The organism is Vibrio sp. TRT 17S01 (genome assembly GCF_050113695.1).
In the GTDB taxonomy this organism is placed as follows: Bacteria; Pseudomonadota; Gammaproteobacteria; order Enterobacterales; family Vibrionaceae; genus Vibrio.
This window is the reverse complement of the sequence record NZ_JBNJOG010000001.1, coordinates 377,938-398,823: the sequence shown is the minus strand read 5'-3', so window position 1 is coordinate 398,823 and position 20,886 is coordinate 377,938. Positions and strand designations below refer to the sequence as shown.

Sequence of the window (20,886 nt, the reverse complement as noted above, 5' to 3'; positions counted from 1 at the left end):
AATGTTCAAACAAAATAAGAGAGCCATCCATTATCACATCCTTTATGGTTTTAAAGTAATAACCATTTAATATAAGACAGTATGTTCTAGAATATTATTATCATTACAAGCCAAGTTTTACACCACAAAATAGCCAAGAAGAAGTTACTCAGCATATTTAATGAAATTACCTTAACAGATTTTTAAATTTTTATACTATAACCAATGCCGCATTTAATTATGAAAACAATGAAATTAAAATAGGCAAATCAACAATAAATACAAAATATGCATGTCTTTAATCACTCAGATAATTAATTACATATATGTCATGGCGTTATATTTTTTATTGTTATAACCTATAACTATTCTTTTTATTCACTATCCTGCAATTTTATTGGAGGTGGGATTGTCTAACCAATACGAAAAAACATGATTTTCATTATTTCGTTTAGCTTGATACATCGCCTCATCAGCTAGTTTGATCAGTGTATTCATATCTTTTCCTTCGCCGGGGAAACAGCTGACTCCAATACTGGCCCCTACCGAAAGCAATTGTCCCTCATAATCAATTGGTTGTTTTAGATACTCCACAAACTCGTCAGCTTTTTGCATCACCCCATCGTAGTTTTCCAGCAGATCCAAACACACAACAAACTCATCACCGCCCCAACGACCCGCAAAGTCGGTAGAACGGAAACTTCGCTCAATGCGAAACGCAAACTGTCTTAAGATTTCATCACCAGCATCATGCCCATAATTATCATTGATCTCTTTAAAACGGTCTAAATCAATAAAAAATAGGGCAATTTTCAAACCAGTTCGATTCGCTTTCATTATCGCTTGCTCTGAAGCGCGAAGAAACGCTCTGCGATTGCGTAAACCAGTCAAAGGATCACGCTCTGAGAGAAATACCAGTTGTTCTTTTTGCAATTCAAGGGTCGATGTTTTTCGCTTAATCTCTTGTTCCAATTCTTCTTTAGTAATAATGCTGTTTTGGAGGCTTTGCTTCATATGGTTGAAGTACTTTGCCAGCTCAACAAACTCATCATTGGGGAGTGGGCATTGCATGCGACTAACAAGATTACCGCGACCTAACTCATCAATAGCCTGGCGTATAAAATGCACACCTTGGCGAAAGCGTTTGAGGATCATAAAAGCAATACCACAAACAATGATGGAAAACAGAAGTAGTTGAACAGCGCTTGAGGTTAAGGCAAAGGCCTGCCTTTCTGCACTCTGCTTAAGAATGTGCTGTTCTAAATAAGAAAGTTCTTCGGTCATATTTTGTACAACCATGTTATACCGTGAGTGAAGTAATGCTTTTGCTTCAGCGAAGTTTTGTCTTTCCTGTTTACTTTCCACTAGCGAACGCTCTTGCTCGATCAGTACAGCAAGACTCTCATTGAGTTTATCTAAGTTTGCTATGTAATCCTGATAAGATGTCGATTCACTAAGCTTTTCAGACAATCTTTGTTGAGCAATGTATACCTGCTCAAGGCTATTGCTATCCTCATATTGCAAAAATACCCATAACTGGCTTCGCAACATGTTTACCCGTGATTGGATCTGAATCACTGCCTGAATATTCTGTTGAATACGCTTTTGCTCGTAATGCAATTTTCCCAAAGAATAGGTAATCAATACGATTAGAAACGCCGTTGATATAAATAACACTGTTAGCTTACGTGAAATGGATTCAATCACTTGACGGCTACCTCTAACTTTATCGCTTCTTCTAAGGCTTCAATCGCCATAAAAGAGCGGAACTCCGGTATTTTTCCCTGAGTTAAGTTTGCGTCAACCGCCCATCTCGCCTGCATTTGCAAATTTGAAAGCAACGCATTGCTCAGTGAAAGTCGGAACACGTAGTCTTTCCAAGACCACAACAACTGTTCTTCCGGTACATCGAGTTTTTTGGCAATTAAGGTGCGAGCTTTTTCTTGATTGGTATTTATCCAATCGACTGATTCAGCAAGAGCTTGGAGTAGTCGCACTGTTTGCTCATGGTTTTGTTGATAGGTTGTGTTAAGAGATAAAAGGTTAAATGAAAGATGATAGATCCCAGGTAAACTTAAATTAATAATGTCTTCGTTGGCATCAGCTTGGAGCATATAACCATAAGGTTCCCAAACAGATATTGCATCGACATCACCTTTAACAAGCTTTTCGTTGAGTTCAGTGGGCTTCAAGTACACTCGTTCTAAATCAAGCCCTTTAAGACTATTTGCAATCAACATGGAATCAAAATAAAACTCGCTGGCACTCGCTTTTATGATCCCGACGCGCTTATTTTGCAAATCTGGAATACGCTCTACGCCACGACTCTCCAGTGTCAGTAATTTAAGGTCATTGGCAGATTCAACAAAACTGGTCAGTACGACAAAATCATCACGTTCAAAGCTTTTAAACATAACTACAGATTCTGATGCCGTCGCAAAATCAGCCTCACCAGTGAACATTTTCTGACTGCACACAACACCACCCGTGCAGGCTAAAAAGCGCAAGTTTAAGTTGTACTTTTCATCTAAACGTAAATGTTCAAGAGCGATAAAAGGCGCAGATAAGGGGGTTTGAGAAACGGCAATCGTTAAAGGCTTTGCTGAAGGCTCTTCATTTTTTATCGGAGAAACAAACGCTGCTAATAAAACACTCGAAGAAACAGCAATGATGAGTAGCGTAAACCTTTTCCATGGTTCCATATTCCACAACCCTACCTAGCACTTTAGAATTAACGGTATTTAATTGTTAGTCTAGTCAGCAAATATCACTTCTGTTAGCAACATTAGTGCTTTTTACCGTATTTAACCTCGCTTCTTTGATACTAAGCAATAAAACTCATAACAATGTGCTCTAGCCTGCCGCTTAGCAGTGGTTCAATAAGCTCCCTTCAATTACGGTTTTCGATTACTTTAACTGTATCGATTTGTAGTCTTGCCCATGATTCATACCACGCGTTATTACACAGTGATATTAACCTCTTCACCTCTTCCAAACAGGTAAAACAACCACATATAAATTGAAATGCATATTTCAATCACTGCCCTTTTGCAATTGAACACTTTTTAGTCAAATTACCCATATTAAATGCTAAGCAGGCTGCAAAGTTGTAGATCTTTAGAAAAAACACTTTTACAGAACAAACCACTACACAAACCGCTAATCGTCATAACTTAGCCACTACCAAGGACGCTATTGAGCAGAATATTACTGCTGAATGGGACATATGTAGCGTAAATCACAAAATGCATGATGGATCATAAAACAGGTTAAAGATGTTGCGTGATTGTTTAAAACAGGAATAATTGCGAATGTTACATACATGTAACCGCATAACATAACAAATTACTAAAACCACCATTCTTATAACTATAAAATTTAATAAGACAGGACAGATGATGAAGAAAAACGTGTTGCTGGCACTGGCAGGGGGATTTTTTGCCTCAAATGCCGTTGCGTCCAGCTTAGATGAAAAAATTAATGAAGTAGTTGCACCTATCGTAAACCCTTTTGTTGGAATGATCTTTTCGACTATTCCATTCCCATTTTCTGACGTACAGGTGCCTTGGATTGTATTATGGTTAGTCGTTGCCGCTATCTTTTTTACGGCTTACCTTGGGTTTATTAACGTCCGAGGTTTTAAGCATGCTATCGAATTAGTTTCAGGCAAATACAGCGATCCGAAAGCAAAGCAAGATGGTGAAGTCACCCATTTTCAAGCACTAACAACTGCTCTTTCCGGTACTGTCGGTTTGGGTAATATTGCAGGTGTTGCTGTTGCTGTTTCGATTGGTGGTGCTGGAGCGACTTTCTGGATGATCCTTGCTGGCTTATTGGGTATGTCCAGTAAGTTTGTGGAGTGTGCGCTGGGTGTTAAATACCGAAACACAAACCCTGATGGGACAGTTTCTGGCGGCCCAATGTACTACTTGAGTAAAGGCTTAGCAGCACGTGGCAATGCCGCTCTTGGACGCACTCTTGCTGTACTATTTTCGGTATGTGCTATCGGTGGCGCTTTAGGCGGCGGTAACATGTTCCAAGCCAACCAAGCATTTAAGCAAGTGGTTAGCGTGACAGGTGGTGATGCCTCTTTCCTTGCTGATAAAGGTTGGTTATTTGGCCTTATCCTTGCTGTGATTGTAGGTATCGTGATTATTGGTGGTATCAAATCAATTGCGAAAGTAACTGAAAAAGTCGTACCGTTTATGGCGCTCATCTATGTGGGTACTGCTTTGATCATCATCGGTATTAACTATGATCGTATCGATGATGCATTTGGTGCTATTTTCCATGGCGCATTTACCGGTGAAGGCATTGCGGGTGGTGTGATTGGTGTGCTAATCCAAGGTTTCAAACGAGCAGCGTTTTCGAACGAAGCGGGTGTTGGTTCAGCGGCGATTGCTCACTCTGCGGTAAAAACGAAAGAGCCATTGTCTGAAGGCTTTGTCTCTCTACTTGAACCATTTATCGATACTGTTGTGATTTGTACGATGACAGCTTTGGTCATCATTATCACAGGTTACTTGGACACGGACACTGGTTTAGCTGGCGTTGAACTAACTTCTGCTGCATTTGGTAGCGCAATTAGCTGGTTCCCGTATATTCTAGCTATTGCAGTCGTTCTCTTTGCATTCTCGACGATGATTTCGTGGTCTTACTATGGCTTAAAAGCTTGGACTTACCTATTTGGTGAAAGTAAAACAGCTGAAATCATCTTTAAAGTGAAGTTCTGTGTCTTCGTTGTGATTGGCGCTGCAATGAACTTAGGCCCAGTTATCGACTTCTCTGATGCTATGATCTTCTCTATGGCACTGGTTAACATTGTCGGTCTATATATTCTGGTTCCTGAAATTAAACGTGACCTTGCAGATTATCTTGTACGCCTAGAAGCACGTAAACAAGGTAAGCTTGAAGCAGCTTCTCAAGAGTCTTAATTCAGAATTGTAAGTTCAAATCACGAACAATATAAAAGCCACACAGATTAATCTGTGTGGCTTTTTGTTTCTAGTCGTTCGGTTTAATCTTAAAACATGCCATTACCATGAGCCATTTGTGCCGGAATTTCTTGGATGATATCCCAATGCTCAACTATTTTGCCGTTCTCGACACGAAATAGATCATAAAACGCCTGAGGTTTGCCATTCCAACGACCTTCACTTTGAGTCAATACAAAGTTACCCTCACCTAAAATTCGGTGGATCTTATGGTATTCAAACAAGTTATTTTGCGACGCTAGATATTTAAGTGCTTCTTGCAACCCATCTAATCCATCTTTAACCACTGGGTTGTGTTGGTCGTATTGCTCTAGGCTTACATATTCAGTAATCTTTTCTGGTGCATTACCAAAAAGAACATCTTCAACAAATTTTGTCACCAATACTTTATTGTCAGCTGTTTTATCTAAATCTTTAACGGTAGTCGGGCCATCAAATTGCGAACGTCCACTTGCTGTATTTTTAACAATCGGAGAAATTGCATCCCAATGCTCCGCAACTTGGCCGTTTTCCATTCGCCAAACGTCAAATGTGACCACCTCTTTAGCGCCGAAAGCTTCAGCATTGTCATAGGTGTTATGCATAACAATGAAATCCCCATCTTGCAGTAGACGGTGATTTTTATATGTTGTTCCAGCCGCTTTTAATGCTGGCAACATCTCTAGCATTGGGGCTAAGCCTGTTGGAACGTGTGGGTTATGCTGAATGTAATCTTCACGAAAATATTTTCTTATTTCAGCAGCATCATAATCTTTAAAAAGTGCATTTTGAGCATTCATTGCAGTTTGTTTCATCGAAGTATTCTCCTTTGAATTCGTGGTATCAACAGAACGAGCGGAGCAACCACCCAGAACCGCCATACTCACTAACATTGCCGACACAAAACATATGGACTTTATATTCATATTTATTACTCCAAGTATCTATTTGCGTGCTGAATGTTATCATTGGCTAGCAATGCGTCAATTAGTTACCTTGAGGTAACCCATTGAATAAGAAGAATAAAAAGAGGTTCATTATGCATAAAGTGACAGTTCTGGATAAAAAAGATGCAATAAATTGCCCAATATGCAACGTCATCGATCGAATTGGTGACAAGTGGAGCTTAATCGTTTTAGTGATACTTTCAGAGCAACCCACCCGATTTAATGAGTTAAAAAGAACGGTGGGCGACATCTCTCAAAAAGTGTTAACTCAGGTGCTTAAAAATTTAGAGCAAGATGGTTATATAAATAGAACGGAATACCATGAAAATCAGCTAAAGGTCGTGTATGAGCTTACCGAGATGGGATTAAGTATCTTAGATCCGATTGGAGAGTTGATTCATTGGGCAGAACAGAATCATTCCAAGATATTGAAAAACCGTGAGAAGTACTCAAGCTAAAGGTCATAAAAAAGCCTTTCCTTTCCCAGAAAGGCTTTCTATATAAAAATCTTACATTGAAAGGCTTAGTATGCCTTGTGAAATCATACCGACCGCAGTAATCGCAACAATACTTAAGCCGCACGCACCCCATTTTTCTTTTCCTTGAAACGGATGAATACCCTGCTCTCGTTTTGCTTGCATGTAAAAGTACAATCCCGGTAGGTATAAAATCGCCGATAGCAGTAAATAATTTAACCCTGAAGCATACAGTAACCACAAACCATAAACACTAGCGCCTAATCCAATCGCTAATAAGCTTCCTTTATCACGCTTCTCGATTGCCAGTTTTAATGTAAACGCACCCACGAGGAAGTAAGGAACCAATATCATTTCTGATGCTATCACGAGCAACGTGTCGTACGTACTGCCAGCAAACATCACCACTATCAGCGAGATTTGTATCCACACATTTGTTAAAAGCAATGGACGGAAGGGACTACCTGCTTTGTTCACCTCAGCGTACTTCTTAGGGAACATGTTTTCTTTAGCGCATAAATAAGGAGCTTCGGAAGCCAGCACTGTCCAGCTCAAAAAGGCACCACAGACCGAGATAAGAAGGCCAACGCTTACAATTACCTGTCCCCAAGGACCAAGGATTGTAGTGAGAACTTTCGCCATTGACGGATTGTGGTATTGGGCAAGCTCAACAGGTTTAATTACCCCCATGGAAAGGAGTGTAACAAAGACATAAATAGCCAAAGCGGTTAGCAAGCCAAGGATTGTAGCTCGGCCAATGTCTTTTCGGTTTCGTGCTCGGCTAGAAACAACAACAGCACCTTCAATACCAATAAAAACCCAGACAGTCACTAACATCGTACTTTTGACTTGAGATAGCAAGTCATGCTCAGCACCAAAGTGTACCCCTGTAAAGTCTAATGTGAAGGTATCTAAATTGAAGGCAAATAAAGCGCAGATAATAAAAATGATCAGCGGAACTAATTTGGCATACGTGGTCACCATATTAATTAGTGCTGCAGTTTGCACACCGCGCAAAACTAGCGCATGCACCATCCAAAGTAAGCAAGACGCACCAACAATAGAAACCCAAGTATTGCCCTGACCAAAAATCACATTGGTCGGAGTATCAAATAAGAGGCCTAAGGTACTAAATACGATCACCAGATAAGAAACGTTGGCAAGCATCGCGCTCAACCAATACCCCCAAGCCGAGCAAAAACCGACAAAATCACCAAAGCCTTCTTTTGCATAACCAAACACCCCACTTTCTACGTGTGGTTTAGCTGTAGCAAGTTTTTGGAATGACAAAGCAAGAAAGATCATTCCGACACCGGTGATCAGCCAACCTAACATGACTGCAGCTGGGCTAGCTACAGAAGCCATATTTTGTGGCAGACTAAAGACTCCAGCTCCTATCATTGAACCAATGACGATTGCAGTTAGTGAGCCAAGTCCAAGTTTATTATCCATCGTAAAATCCGATATATGCAGCAATGCGTTAAGAGCTCGCTATTCTACGTGCAATGTTCAATTTAAGGCAGATCCGTTGTGATAAAAGTCGCAAACTTTCTCGCTAAATAGCGCACTTCATTGTGATTGATCAAAACGACAAGAGAACAGCAGAATAAAACACCGACAATTAAAGTGAAATTGAAACATTAATACAAAAAACAACCGCCAAACAATCACCTTAACTAACTAAGTGACATTATTGAAAAACATAAGTCTAGGTAAGTTCCGCGATCAATCGCTCTCATTATCTTCGTAAAAAACCAAAGGGGAAAAATTGTGCTACATTTTAAACACAGTATCCATTACTTCCTTTGAGCCACGATGATGTGGCTTCTTTTTTGTCTTTAATTTCTCTCGAACTGACGACCTGAATATAAAAAAAGCAGCCGATTCGGCTGCTTTTTGTTGATGGAAGATTAATGCTGTGTGCCAGTTTGATTTGGACCAAACTCCACTTCGTGATAGATATCAGCAAGGCTTTTCGCTTTTTTCACTCTTTTGCGCGTCTTGGTTGGTTCACTAAGTTCCAACTCATGTTGCAATGCTTTTTCGTGTGCTTTTGCCGACTCGACAAACTCTGGACTTGCTAAGGCTTCTTGGCGGAGTCGGTTCACTCTTTCTAAGGTTTCCCAAATCATACTCACCTCCAGATGTTCACTGTTTCTATATACAGTATAGTTCTTCCATCATAGTGATCAAGTTTTACTGTTTATTTAAACAGGTTATTGTAGATATGCGTTTAACATCCACATAAGTTTCTCTTGTTCACGAATGTAGTCACCCATCAACGCAGCAGTGCCTTCATCATCCGCTTCAGCTGCGTATTGCAAGATCACACGTTGTTTTGCAATCAATTGACTAAAACCATCAACTAACCCTTGAACACACGCTTTTCCTGTCGTCGCATTTTGATGCTCTTTAATTGCACTGCGCTCAAGGTAACGGCTAAAGCTATGATCAGGAGTAAAACCAAGAGTCAATATACGCTCAGCTAGTTCGTCAATTTTTGTTTGCAGATCCGTGTAAATCTCTTCAAATTTCACGTGTAATTCGAAAAACTGCTGGCCTTTGATATTCCAGTGATACCCGCGAGAGTTCATGTATTGAAGTTGATAATGCGCTAACAGATCATTTAGTTGTTCAGATAGTGTTTGTGACTGTTCTTGGTCAAGGCCGATTAAGCTAATTTGGTGAGACATATGCATTTTCCTCTCGTAATCAAAAACGAATAGAGGCTGAATTACCTCTTTATGGGAAAAGTATACGTATTTACATTAGATAGATAAAATCTTCACTATCTATAAGTTCGATAGATAAAAACTATTGATAGAAGCCATCTTTGGGGTCGAACTCTGGAAAATCTGATGCGTGCTCTGCCAATATGCTCTGGTTTTCTCTTAGTGCTTCGACACAATGTTTATCGAGCTTACCCTGATGAACCATTTTCTCTAACTCTAAAATGGCATGCATAGCCGAACAGGCTTGGCGATAGGGTTTATGTGCAGTCATCGCATCATAGATGTTAGCGACGGATACAATCCGTGCCGCAATAGGTATTTCTTCACCTATCAGCCCATCTGGATACCCTGAACCATCTAAAAATTCATGGTGATGCGCCATAATTTGGCTTAGTAATAAAACACTTGGGTGATGAGGGTACCCCAGCGCTTCTAGTATCTCATCAATAATGTCCATGCCATGTTGAATATGCTTTCTGATTTGGATGAGTTCTTTGCTAGTTAGTGGTGCCATTTTGCATAACAAAGTAACGGGGAGACGGGTTTTGCCTAAGTCATGAAACTGAGCGAACAAAGAGATATTCTCAACCGTTTCATCATCAAAGCCGTACATATCTGCTAAATTAGCGGCGATAATACGAGCATAAAACGCAATACGCTCTTTGTGCGCTTGCGATTCACGATGATATACAGGCGAATGCCTCTGTACTTGTTCTGCACACTCGATAATGGCGTGCACCAATTGATACTCAGAAAACACCGCGAACTGAATCATATCAATATACGGTTTGAGCCTAGTAATGGTGGAAAGGTCAAACGCAGCTTTGGTAAATGAGTTAAGAAACGCGAAGCCAATGAAATCTCCACTTTGATATAACGGTATCGCCGCCGAAGAACGATAACCACACTCAATAAGCATGGTGATATGAGGCGATGGCGTCATGTCTGTTAAATCGTTCAACACCCGTGGCACCCCGGACTCCATGCATTGTTTTAAAGCTGGTAGGCGAGAAATCGATGCTTCATAGTGCGCTTTTTGCAGCGATAACAAGGAGCTGTCCGCGTACGTCCTAAGCATTTGCTCATGCTCATCGAAAAGGGCAAATGAAATTCTGTCTAAGTGAGGTATGTGACTACTCATACGACTTTTAATGGATTGTAACTGCGCATTCAGTGAATCAGCATATTCAAAATAGCAAATTGGCTGATAACGATGTAAATGTTCCATGACGTTCCTGCCCTTTAGATTTCCTTTCCATTAGCATCAACTAAAGTTTAGACGGTTAGATACCCTGTATACCATTCCATAACCAATAAATCCGTTGTTCTGTTGACCTATGATAATTTCTTCATCATCCCATCGTTGAAACCTATTCAAATGATAAATATTTTCTATTATCCGTCTTACGTTGCCATCGGTATGCTTGATCACATTGATAGTCAGACTTAGGAACAGGAAGATGAAGGCTCTAGTGGTTGAAGGTGGTGCGATGCGAGGCATTTTTGCTAGTGGCGTTTTAGATGCATTTATGCGCAAACATTACAACCCTTATCATTTTTCTATCGGTGTTTCTGCGGGTGTATCTAACTTAGTGGGCTACCTCGCCCATCAACCAAAACGGAGTTACCATGTCATCACGAAACTTGCGACTGACAAACGCTTTTTAAATCCCGCCAGATTTGTGAAGGGTGGGCATTTGGTCGATGTAAAGTGGCTTATCGAAGAATCTAACCGTCGCTACCCTCTTGATATTGAAAAGGTGCGACATGCAAACCCAATGCTTGCAACTACAACCAATATCAATACCGGAAACGCCGATTATTACCAACTAGATTTAGACAATCTTGAGCGTATTCTCGAAGCAACTTGTGCACTTCCGATCGCTTATAAAACTGTTCCTTGTTTTTCAGGAGGATGTTATACCGATGGCGGGGTTGCCGATTCAATTCCTGTAAAAGAAGCGTATCGCCGAGGTGCAAAAGATATTACGGTTATTCTATCTCACCCGATAAGTTATGAAATGCCTGCACCAAAATTCGATTGGTTAATGCAAAAGGTATTGGCAGATTACCCTCATGTAGCAAGTGCATTAGCAAAACGCGCGGAGAATTATAATCAATCACTGGAGTTTATCCGCCATCCTCCAACAGACGCGATCGTGCGCGTCATCGCTCCACCCGAACAGTTTGCGGTGCAAAGGCTAACTAAAAATAAACGTATTTTAGAGCATGGCTACCAAATGGGGCTTGAGGCTGGAGAACAGCATCTACAAATACAACAGGGCATTCACGGTTTAACCGATGAAAATTGTCACTTCTGTATCTAACTAAAAAGGTCGCCGATACAGCGACCTTTTTCTCTAGTTTGCAATATCGAGCGTATTCCCTTGCACTCCATTTACCCGGAACCAACCCGCAATACTGTAGCGTTCCGTATTCGTTGGTAGTACTTCATGAGGAAATTGTTCAGACAAAAAGACAAATAACCGCCCCGCTTTAGGAGGGATGGTAGCAATATGATTATCTTTCAAATCATACACTTTAAGCTCACCGGCATCCTCATCATTCCAATGCTCATTCATATAAAACACCGTGGTTAAACGGCGATTATCATTGCCTTTGAAACAATCCAGGTGTTTTTGGTAGAAGTCACCTTTTTCATATTTCGCAAAATGGGCTTCATATTCAAACAAACCAAGAAAAAAATGTCGGTTCGCCTCAAGGCGGATCTGTTCCATCTTCTCAAGAAAACTTGCTACAGCGGCACCCATATTACTGCTGAGCCATTGGATCTTATCGCTGCGTATCGTCACTTCTCTTGACGTTTCTTCATTGCGTCCAATGCGAGCTTTTTTCCATTCATCCGGAATAGAGTTTCTTAATTCAGCTACTTGCTCAGGAGAAATAAAATCGTCCCAAATGTAATAACCTTGGGTTGCCAGTGCATCGATTAACTTGTTCATTCAAACGCTCGGAAAGAAATTCGGGCGCTTTATATATGCCAAGATAGGCAAACGAACAATTCACGTTAGTAATCGACACGACAAATGACTACTGACTACTGACTACTGAAACAAAGCAAGTTTAAGGGGGACAGGATGACCTAACCAATAAGCGAATTCAGTATGATCTAATAAGTCATCCCCTGTGACTGCATGAACTAAAACAGAATGCCCCGCTCTTCTTTGTTCCAACCAAGGAATAAAGCGCTCAAACTCTTGTCGCGTAAAGTGCACCTCAAAGCTCCATTTCGTATGAGGGCCGACTGGTTGGCAATTAAAATTACCCACCTTTAAATTGAGCTCTGAAAAGATGCTTTCTCTTAGCGCCCTTGCAAACTCACAACTTTCTTCACAAAAATACACATGGGCATGATAGAAATCATGACGGTTTTGAGGGTAAGACATAACGGGATGGTCTGTTGAGGTTTAAAAAACCATCATAACAACAGCCTTTAAAAATATCCCCGAGACTTACATTCCTTACACTTTGTTTAATCTTTTTCAATAATCAAAGACTTAGCGTCCCCTTCTCCCATTGGTTTATAGAAATAAAATCCTTGAACTTCATCTATATTCCAAACTTTCAGTTTTTTGTATTGGGAGGAAGTTTCAACCCCTTCAGCCACAATAGTTAGCCCCAATTCATGTGACATAGAAGCAATGCTTCGAACTAACGTTCGAGCCTTTTCATTGTGTTCTAGTTGATCGATGTATGAGCGGTCAAGTTTCACAACATCTAAAGGGAACGTACATAATGTACTGAATGAAGAGTAGCCCGTACCAAAATCATCGAGCGCCAAGTGAACACCGAGTTGCTTGATAAGCGCCATTCTCTCAATGACGTCGCTTTCCCCAACCATCAACATACTTTCTGTAATTTCGAGTGTCAGCTGGCCACTTTTTATCGAATATTTTTCGATTAACGATGCTAAGTAACTAACCAGAGACGTATGGTAGAAATGAGGGCTTGATAGGTTAACGTGCACCGTCAGCGGTTTTGCGGTCACACCATTTGTCTTGTTATTGATCTCGGAGATAAATTGACATGCTTGCTCCAATATTTGCTCACCGATTTCAACAATCAGTTTTTGTTTTTCAGCAAGCGGGATAAAGACAGCAGGAGAAATATTTCCAAGCACAGGGTGGACCCAACGGGCTAACGCTTCAAAGCCATTGATCTCTTGGCTACTGCAATCAACAATAGGTTGGAAATGGGCAAAAAACTCATTCCGTTGTACGGCACCCAGAAGATCACGAGTAATCGCTTGGGCATTCTGAGCCTCACGCAATAAAGCAGAATCAACTGACTGCAGCTTTTTCCCGCCAAAGTGCTGCGATCGGTTGGTGACATATTGTGCTAATTGTAAAAGTGACTCAAAGTTTGCCCCCACGTATTCATTATCAACCATCACTGCTTTCATACCCAGTTCAAGTTCAATACCACCGATAGCAGCCCGATTTCCGTACCGCTCCACCAGCGTTTCACCAATCTGCCATAGCGCGTCTGTATTACAGTGGTTATTAGCAATAATAAGGAACTCGTGCTCGCTAACGCGGCCAATTTGGTTGCAATCAACATTAGACTTAATGCTTTCAACTAAGTGCTTCACAACACGATCATAAAAGGCTAGCCCATAGACTTCCGCCGTTTCACTTAGGCGTGAAAAGGTAATATAGAGCACAGCGAAAGTACCTGTTTGTTCATTCTCAACGAGGCTGCGTTCAATATGCTGGATAGTGGCAGGCTTATTCAAAAAGCCAGACATTGTATCTTTCGTCGTGAGTGTTTGAATTAATTCTTGCTGTTGTTTTTGCTCACTTAAGTCTTTAACTGATAGCATTAATGACTGTCCAGACTGTAGCTCAATCACTGAGATTTCAATGTGACATGGTGTTAACTCACCATTTTTGCAGTTTAATTCAGCCTCAAACTCTCGCTGCCCCTGTTCTATCGCTGCATACATATCTTCCACTTTGCAATGATGCGGTGCTTGAGCAGCACATAAGTTTTCAAGTGACATTGATTGTAACTCATGCTTTTTGTAACCAAGCATCTGTTCAACAGCCAAGTTGGAATCCACGATCACCTTATCAACAACCAGCATCATTCCCATATTTTGGCTTTGATATAACGCTTCAAACTTTTGTAGCGTTTCTGAAAGCTTGTCTTCATTGACACTTGAAGATTGCGCAAGGTGTGAAACTAGCTCAGTAATTCGTTCAAATTCATCTTTAGTTTTTCGCTCCGGCAATTCATTTCCATCAAAAAGCCGAGTGATCCCGTGTTCTAGGTGTTTAAACCGGTTTCCGACTTGGATTCGAAATAAAAATACCGTGACGGTAGTGATGGCAATCGCGACAGCCAGTACAATGATGATAAGGCGCAAGAATAAGCGATTTCCTTTTGAATAGAACGCTCTTGGCACCTCAGTATGTAAAATTGCAAGGGTTTCACCACCTAGACCGACAAGTGGAGAATGAGCAGAGAGAATTTGGTCATCTTTATGAACGAATATTCCTGAATCTAACAACCAATGCTCATCCGTCGACTTAATATCATGTTGCTGGTCGTACAATATTTCATTTTCAGCAGAAAGAATGCCGCTGTATTCATGTGGAAAGCGGTATGACAGATGCTGTCCCCATATTTGCCAACCCACCATTTCAGATTCACCTTCACTATCGCGCACCGGTGTCAATGAAATGATCCACAGTTCACCATTCCCTTTAATAATTCCTGAGATACCGTGTTTATCTCCATCCAAAACCGTTTTCATTCTTGCAATATGGGCGTTCATTCCTTTTGAACGCAAGAAGGCTTCCAAGAGCAGCTCAAAACCTTTTCCATCCATGTTCCGATAAAGTGACTCTGTCACCGTAAAGTCGGTTTGTAAGTACGCAATCAGATCTAAACCAAGTGTATCCAATGTCGATAGACCTAAGTTTCGATCGTAATACCCTGGGTCCCCTTGTTTTAACAACAAATACGACTCATCCCAATGGGCCCAGTCATAAGCTCGTTCGTTTTGTGCTTCAACAATGCGTTCTATAACGGACTCTGCCTGACGGTTAGCCTTGACGATCTGATCCAGTTCAAGCTGGTCAATACTTAATAAGAAAAAATATCGTGTAATGAAGAGGCTGCTCAGCAATATACTGAGCAGTCCGGTAGCAAAGAGAAGTGCCGTTTTCGTCTTCAGTGTTAGAACACCAAAACGAGATATGCTTCGAATAGACATAGTGTAATTATAGTGTTTTTTATATATATACTGCGATTTTAGATGACTCAACACTATAGTTTGTTTGATATAAATCGGAATTTATTAAACTTTATGACTAAAAACTGTTTTCAATGCGTCTAATCTATTCATTCAGTCACAGATCCTCAACAAAAGTGAGTGATGGATCCGGTTTATAGTTAGTAATAGCCACACCGACAAAGACAGTCACAAAACCCACTAACTGCAACAGGCTCTGAAGATAGGGAGTTCATTGTCACAGGCATCATATTGATAAAAGACGATGCCTCTACAAATCCAGTTTCAGTGGACAGCTATGTAAAATTAAGGGAGGAATAATCAGCCACTGAGGCTAAGTGACACTACCGAGGTTAATCAATCAAGCCCTTCTCAATGGCATACTTTGCTAATTCAGCCGTGCTATGTAAATCAAGCTTATGCTTGATGTTTTGTCGATGTGTTTCCACCGTGCGCGCGCTAATATCAAGCATGGTTCCTATTTTCTTGCTACTACAACCTTGAGCAACCAGTTTCAACACCGCTTCCTCTCTGCGACTCAGTGGATTCGGCTTTTGTGCTGCTGGGGTGATCTCTTGAGTAAATAAGGTTTGAGCGACAGATTCACAAAAGTAGGTCGAGCCTTGATTCACCGTTTTGATCGCCTGAACCATTTTATCCGCCGAAATTTCTTTCAACATATAACCCACGGCACCACTCTGCATCACTTTCATGATGTACTCACGGTTGTCATGCATGGTTAACATTAAAACCTTAGCATCAACCAGTTCCTCTTTGATAACTCTTGTTGCATCTATGCCATTCATCAACGGCATGCTTACGTCCATCAGAATCACATCTGGCAGCAAACGCTTCACAACATCTAATGCTTCTATGCCGTTACTGGCTGTACCAACGACATCAATATCCGGCTCCATCTCTAATCGAGCGATGAAGCCATCTAATACGACTTGATGATCATCAACAATCACCACTTTGATCGGTTTATCCATATACAAGTCCATCTAACTGCAACAACACGGTGATTTCAGTACCAAATCCAGGTTCACTAGAAAGCTCTATTTCTCCACCTAAAAACTCTACGCGCTCACGCATATTGCGCAGGCCAATCCCTCTCTGCCTTAATGCGTCATTAACATGAAAACCGACACCATCATCACGGATCATCAGTTGCAGCATATTACCTAACTGCTGCAAGATCACAGTGACTGTCGTGGCATGGGCATGCTTTTCAATGTTAGTTAATGACTCTTGCGCAACTCGATACAAGGTTGTCGCTACTTCAGATTTTAGCTTACCCGGCTGAGTATCGAATAAGGTTTCAATGTCTACACCGGAATGCGCTTTAAAGTCTTGCAGTAGTGTATTTAAAGCGGCCTCTAAACCGATATCATCCAGTGCGCTTGGTCGGAGTTTATGCGAGATATGTCTGACTTCATTAATCGCAGTCATCAGCGAGTTTTGTGATTTGGCTAAATGCTGCCGTTGAGATTCTTCCTGAAGTTTGTGGCCTAGCAGTTCAAGGTGGCATTTACTCGATACTAAAAGTTGGTTTATACCATCGTGTAACTCTCGGGCAAGGTGCTTTTTTTCGTCTTCTTGAAACATTACTGTTTTGTGGGCCAGCTCTTTTAGGCTTCTATCGGCAATTCGATGCTCATGCAAATTAATCGCTAATGTCAGAACGACAATAACCGCCACCGTCACTACCACAATCACGATAAGAGAGAAAAATGTGGTTTCGATGTTTTTGTTGATCTCTGACTGCATATTCGCCACTTCTAAACTGACATCTTCAATATACAATCCTGTTCCAATCATCCATTGCCATTTTTCCAACCAAGCTGCGTAGCTTAGCTTAGGGACCGTTTCTCCTGTCGAGGGCTTTTGCCATAGATACTGATGAAACCCGCCACCACTTTGGGCCTGTTGCAACAGCGCTTCAATAAGGTGATCACCATTTTCATCTTGGATATGCAGTAGGTTCTGGCCCACCAGTTCCGGTAAGATCGGATGGACTAAATTGGTCCCGTTGCGATCGTAAGCAAAGAAATAACCGTCTTTTCCATAACGTAATTTGGTGAGAATGGCTCTGACTTCCGCTTTGGCACGTACTTCATCAAGAGTGGGATCATTATAAACATGGGAGATCGCGTCAAAAGCCAGATCAACGCTGTCTTTTAACGCAGATTCTTTAGATTTGATCAAGCTCGCTCTGAAGATCTCAATCTCTCGATCGCCCAGCGTTTTTGCTTGATACACCGATATCCAACTGATACTGGCAGTCACGATCAACAGTGGTATCAGTGTGAGCAATATAAGTTTTGCTTTTAGAGGCATTCCTTCTCCTCAATAAAAAACTGCTCGCACCATGTCGGCGAGCAGTTCAACTGTACCATTTGTTGTTATCCAGATGTAATGGAAATATCACATTCCATAAAATCCTGGGAAAGCCAACAAGCTGGCAAGAACCACAACTTGAATCGCGATAAAAGGCATCACGCCACGATAAATATCACGCGTTGTTACGCCACGTGGCGCCACGCCTTTTAAATAAAACAGGCTAAAGCCAAACGGTGGGGTTAAGAACGATGTTTGTAGATTCATGGCAACTAAGATAGCAAACCATGTCATATTGATCCCCATAAGCTCAGCCACTGGCGCTAAAATGGGCACAATAATGAAACAGATTTCAACGAAATCGATAAAGAAGCCTAAAACCAAAATCACCAACATGGTTATGATGAGGAAACCCCATTTTTCTCCCGGCAACTGCATCATCCACTCTTCAACCAGATAATCACCTCCGGTGTAAGTAAACGCCATCGAAAACGCAGTTGCACCCAGCAAGATGGCAAATACCATAGCCGTTACTTTCACGGTTTCTTTTGCGGCCTCATAAACCATGTTCCAGCTAAATTGCTTGTATAGCAGAGCAAGCACAATTGCACCCGCGCCACCTAACGCTGCAGACTCTGTTGGCGTTGCAACCCCAGCAAAGATTGAGCCTAAAACGACAACAATAAGCGCTAGTGGTGGAACCACTGCTTTAAGCGCTGCAATCACCTCTTCTCGGCGGCTAACAGAGTCATCGCTTGGAATCGGCTGCGCCGCTTCAGGGTTAAGCTTGGCGTAAATCAAAATGTAAATAACATACGCCCCAACTAGCACCAAACCCGGCCACACTGCGGCTTGGAATAAATCCCCAACAGGTACGCCGAGTACATCTCCCAATAGAATCAACACAATCGATGGTGGAATGATCTGACCCAATGTGCCAGAGGCGCAAATCGTGCCGCAGGCCAAGCCTTTGTCGTAGTTGTACTTAAGCATCACAGGCAATGAGATAAGCCCCATAGCAACCACTGACGCTCCAACTACCCCCGTTGAAGCTGCGAGCAGCGCACCAACCAAAACCGTTGAGATAGCAATACCACCTCGAACACCGCCAAATAAGCGCCCCATTGATTCAAGTAGCTGCTCTGCTAAGCGTGTTTTCTGAAGGACTAACCCCATAAAAACAAACAAAGGCACTGCCATTAGCACCGTATTTTCCATGATGGATTGAATTCGATATGGCATGAAAGCAAACATGTCCATACCTTCAGCCCAAACACCAAATATCAACGCGATACCACCAAAGGTAAACGCCACCGGGAACCCTAATAACAAGGCAAATAGGGCAACAAAAAACATCACAATACCGATCATTTTCAGTGCTCCTTACTGCTTACCGGTTAAATTGGCGTGAACCAAATGAGGATTAAAAATCTTGTTCAAAGAATGGAGAAGTAAGCCAACACCGCTGATTGCCATAAATAAGAATGACAGTGGAATCATCCCCTTAATAATCCAGCGATAAGGCAAGCCTCCCGGGTCGCCTGACGTTTCTCCTAAAGCATAACTTTCTTTGGCGAAATCAATGCCATACCAGGCAACCAATAAACAAAACGGGAATAGGAACAACAAGGTTCCGAGTAAATCGATAATGGCTTGAGCTTTGTGGGATAAACGCTCATAGAACAGGTCAACTCGAACATGACCACCAGATTTAATGGCGTAAGGCACTCCGAGTAGAAATACCGCAGAGAACAGGTGCCATTCCATCTCTTGAAATGCAATGGACACATCATTAAACACGTAACGCATCACCACGTCATAGACAACGTTAGCGAGCAGCAGGATGAAGAGGATGCTTGATAACCATCCAAGAAAATCTCCGAAACGGTTAAATAATCGCTCAATATAGATAAGACTTCTCATTCCTTACTCCATGGAACTTAGAAAGGTGCTCCGCTTAGCAGTGCTAGCGGAGCTTTTTTATAGTGATACCCACAAGGGATGAGTCAAATGGGTATCTTTCTTGGGCTTCCCGCTATTGGGACAGTTATTGTTGCGCCTGACTGTTTAGGTAAGCGCGGTGGGAAATATCAGTCCATGAACGGACTTGTTTCAGGTAATCAGCTTGAGATTTTTGAATTTCTTTTGCTAGATCATCTTTCTCTGCATGTTTAGCTAGTAAACGATCATTGGCAGCTTTTAGCTCTTTCATGACAGCAGGTGGAAAGCCTTTAACTTGCACGTCTGGGTATTCTGATTTGATTGACACCCAGTTTTTCCCACTTTCGTGCGTTGCTTGCGTGTACATGTCGTACGCAGCAGTGCGCATTGCTACGCGTAGGATTTCTTGCAGATCTTCAGGAAGACGATTCCAAGTACGTTTATTCACTAAGAACTGAAGCTCTGAACCCGGCTCATGCCAGCCCGTGTAATAGTACGGAGCAATTTTGTGGAAGCCCATTCGTAAATCAAGCGAAGGTCCCACCCACTCCAATGCATCGATGGTACGACGCTCTAGCGAGGTATAGAGCTCACCCGGAGCAATGTTGGTTGGTTTAGCGCCAAGCTCTGCAAGAATTTCACCTGCGAAACCTGGAATACGCATTTTCAGGCCTTTCAGGTCATCCACAGAGTTAATCTCTTTTTGAAACCATCCGCCCATCTGAATATCTGTATTACCTCCAGGGAATGAAAGCAAATTGTGTGGCGAGTAAACTTTTTCCATCAACTCCATACCGCCCCCATGGTAGAACCATGCGTACTGTTCTGCTGGTGTCATACCAAACGGCATTGATGTGAAATAGAGCGTATTCGGGACCTTACCTTTCCAATAGTAAGAGCCAGAATGACCAAGATCATACTGACCCGACTTGACCATATCGAAGATACCTAAAGGCGCCTTGTGCTTATTCGCTGAGTCGATTCGAATTTGCAAGCGACCATTGGACATCTTCTCTGCCATTGCAGCCATATTCTTTGTCGCATCACCAAATACTGGGAAGTTAGGTCCCCATGTTTCAGCAAGCTTTAAGCGATATACTTTTTCTGCCGCTGTCGCTGATGTTGCCATTAATGCAAATGCAGCGGCGACGATGGTTCCTTTCATTACTTGTTTTAATGTTTTTTGGATAAGACTCATTGTTCACGTCCTTTGTTGGCTAACCGTTCCTTTCCAGGTAC

Annotated in this window: 18 protein-coding genes; 3 read left to right on the top strand and 15 right to left on the bottom strand. The window is 41.8% G+C overall.

The window, feature by feature from the left end; all coding sequences use genetic code 11:
• Positions 1 to 360: 360 nt before the first annotated feature.
• Together ACQEXS_RS01775 and ACQEXS_RS01770 are read right to left on the bottom strand one after the other, a co-directional pair.
• Complete coding sequence (locus ACQEXS_RS01775) at positions 361 to 1,686, bottom strand: diguanylate cyclase (protein WP_427012593.1); 1,326 nt, start codon at positions 1,684 to 1,686, stop codon at positions 361 to 363.
• On the bottom strand, positions 1,683 to 2,681 hold the full coding sequence (locus ACQEXS_RS01770) for an ABC transporter substrate-binding protein (RefSeq protein ID WP_427012592.1): 999 nt from the start codon (positions 2,679 to 2,681) through the stop codon (positions 1,683 to 1,685). Before ACQEXS_RS01770 ends, ACQEXS_RS01775 begins: the two co-directional genes overlap by 4 nt.
• Positions 2,682 to 3,377: 696 nt before the next feature.
• On the opposite strand from ACQEXS_RS01770, the gene ACQEXS_RS01765 reads away from it, so the two are divergent.
• Positions 3,378 to 4,913: an alanine/glycine:cation symporter family protein gene (locus ACQEXS_RS01765; protein ID WP_367989161.1), complete on the top strand. Its 1,536-nt coding sequence runs from the start codon at positions 3,378 to 3,380 to the stop codon at positions 4,911 to 4,913.
• Positions 4,914 to 5,002: 89 nt separating this feature from the next.
• Here ACQEXS_RS01765 and ACQEXS_RS01760 read toward each other — a convergent pair whose 3' ends face one another.
• On the bottom strand, positions 5,003 to 5,878 hold the full coding sequence (locus tag ACQEXS_RS01760) for a nuclear transport factor 2 family protein (protein WP_427012591.1): 876 nt from the start codon (positions 5,876 to 5,878) through the stop codon (positions 5,003 to 5,005).
• Positions 5,879 to 5,991: 113 nt separating this feature from the next.
• On the opposite strand from ACQEXS_RS01760, the gene ACQEXS_RS01755 reads away from it, so the two are divergent.
• Positions 5,992 to 6,357, top strand: coding sequence for a winged helix-turn-helix transcriptional regulator (locus ACQEXS_RS01755; protein ID WP_427012590.1), 366 nt, complete (start codon positions 5,992 to 5,994; stop codon positions 6,355 to 6,357).
• Between the two features lie 51 nt (positions 6,358 to 6,408).
• On the opposite strand, the gene ACQEXS_RS01750 is transcribed toward ACQEXS_RS01755, so the two are convergent.
• From ACQEXS_RS01750 to ACQEXS_RS01735, 4 genes are all read right to left on the bottom strand, one after another.
• Positions 6,409 to 7,827, bottom strand: coding sequence for a basic amino acid/polyamine antiporter (locus ACQEXS_RS01750; RefSeq protein ID WP_367988800.1), 1,419 nt, complete (start codon positions 7,825 to 7,827; stop codon positions 6,409 to 6,411).
• A gap of 458 nt (positions 7,828 to 8,285) precedes the next feature.
• Positions 8,286 to 8,507 (bottom strand): hypothetical protein, encoded by a 222-nt coding sequence (locus tag ACQEXS_RS01745; RefSeq protein WP_427012589.1) that lies wholly within the window; start codon positions 8,505 to 8,507, stop codon positions 8,286 to 8,288.
• Positions 8,508 to 8,591: 84 nt separating this feature from the next.
• Positions 8,592 to 9,068, bottom strand: coding sequence for a Dps family protein (locus tag ACQEXS_RS01740; RefSeq protein WP_367988798.1), 477 nt, complete (start codon positions 9,066 to 9,068; stop codon positions 8,592 to 8,594).
• 121 nt (positions 9,069 to 9,189) lie between these two features.
• Positions 9,190 to 10,335: an HD domain-containing phosphohydrolase gene (locus tag ACQEXS_RS01735; protein WP_427012588.1), complete on the bottom strand. Its 1,146-nt coding sequence runs from the start codon at positions 10,333 to 10,335 to the stop codon at positions 9,190 to 9,192.
• Between the two features lie 232 nt (positions 10,336 to 10,567).
• Between ACQEXS_RS01735 and ACQEXS_RS01730 the strand changes: the two genes are divergently transcribed.
• A complete protein-coding gene (locus ACQEXS_RS01730; protein ID WP_427012587.1) occupies positions 10,568 to 11,434 on the top strand; it encodes a patatin-like phospholipase family protein in 867 nt (288 codons plus the stop codon).
• Between the two features lie 33 nt (positions 11,435 to 11,467).
• On the opposite strand, the gene ACQEXS_RS01725 is transcribed toward ACQEXS_RS01730, so the two are convergent.
• The 8 genes from ACQEXS_RS01725 to ACQEXS_RS01690 all read right to left on the bottom strand — a co-directional run bounded on the left by ACQEXS_RS01725 (position 11,468) and on the right by ACQEXS_RS01690 (position 20,845).
• Positions 11,468 to 12,070, bottom strand: coding sequence for a 2OG-Fe(II) oxygenase (locus ACQEXS_RS01725; RefSeq protein ID WP_427012586.1), 603 nt, complete (start codon positions 12,068 to 12,070; stop codon positions 11,468 to 11,470).
• A gap of 102 nt (positions 12,071 to 12,172) precedes the next feature.
• Positions 12,173 to 12,514 (bottom strand): DOPA 4,5-dioxygenase family protein, encoded by a 342-nt coding sequence (locus ACQEXS_RS01720; RefSeq protein WP_367988794.1) that lies wholly within the window; start codon positions 12,512 to 12,514, stop codon positions 12,173 to 12,175.
• An 86-nt stretch (positions 12,515 to 12,600) separates the two neighbouring features.
• Positions 12,601 to 15,348 (bottom strand): EAL domain-containing protein, encoded by a 2,748-nt coding sequence (locus tag ACQEXS_RS01715; RefSeq protein WP_427012585.1) that lies wholly within the window; start codon positions 15,346 to 15,348, stop codon positions 12,601 to 12,603.
• A 371-nt stretch (positions 15,349 to 15,719) separates the two neighbouring features.
• Positions 15,720 to 16,358, bottom strand: coding sequence for a response regulator (locus ACQEXS_RS01710; protein ID WP_427012584.1), 639 nt, complete (start codon positions 16,356 to 16,358; stop codon positions 15,720 to 15,722).
• Complete coding sequence (locus tag ACQEXS_RS01705) at positions 16,351 to 17,706, bottom strand: cache domain-containing protein (protein ID WP_427012583.1); 1,356 nt, start codon at positions 17,704 to 17,706, stop codon at positions 16,351 to 16,353. Before ACQEXS_RS01705 ends, ACQEXS_RS01710 begins: the two co-directional genes overlap by 8 nt.
• An 87-nt stretch (positions 17,707 to 17,793) precedes the next feature.
• A complete protein-coding gene (locus ACQEXS_RS01700; protein WP_367988790.1) occupies positions 17,794 to 19,077 on the bottom strand; it encodes a TRAP transporter large permease in 1,284 nt (427 codons plus the stop codon).
• A 12-nt stretch (positions 19,078 to 19,089) separates the two neighbouring features.
• Positions 19,090 to 19,629: a TRAP transporter small permease subunit gene (locus ACQEXS_RS01695; protein ID WP_367988789.1), complete on the bottom strand. Its 540-nt coding sequence runs from the start codon at positions 19,627 to 19,629 to the stop codon at positions 19,090 to 19,092.
• 124 nt (positions 19,630 to 19,753) lie between these two features.
• Positions 19,754 to 20,845: a TRAP transporter substrate-binding protein gene (locus ACQEXS_RS01690; protein WP_427012582.1), complete on the bottom strand. Its 1,092-nt coding sequence runs from the start codon at positions 20,843 to 20,845 to the stop codon at positions 19,754 to 19,756.
• Between the last annotated feature and the right edge of the window lie 41 nt (positions 20,846 to 20,886).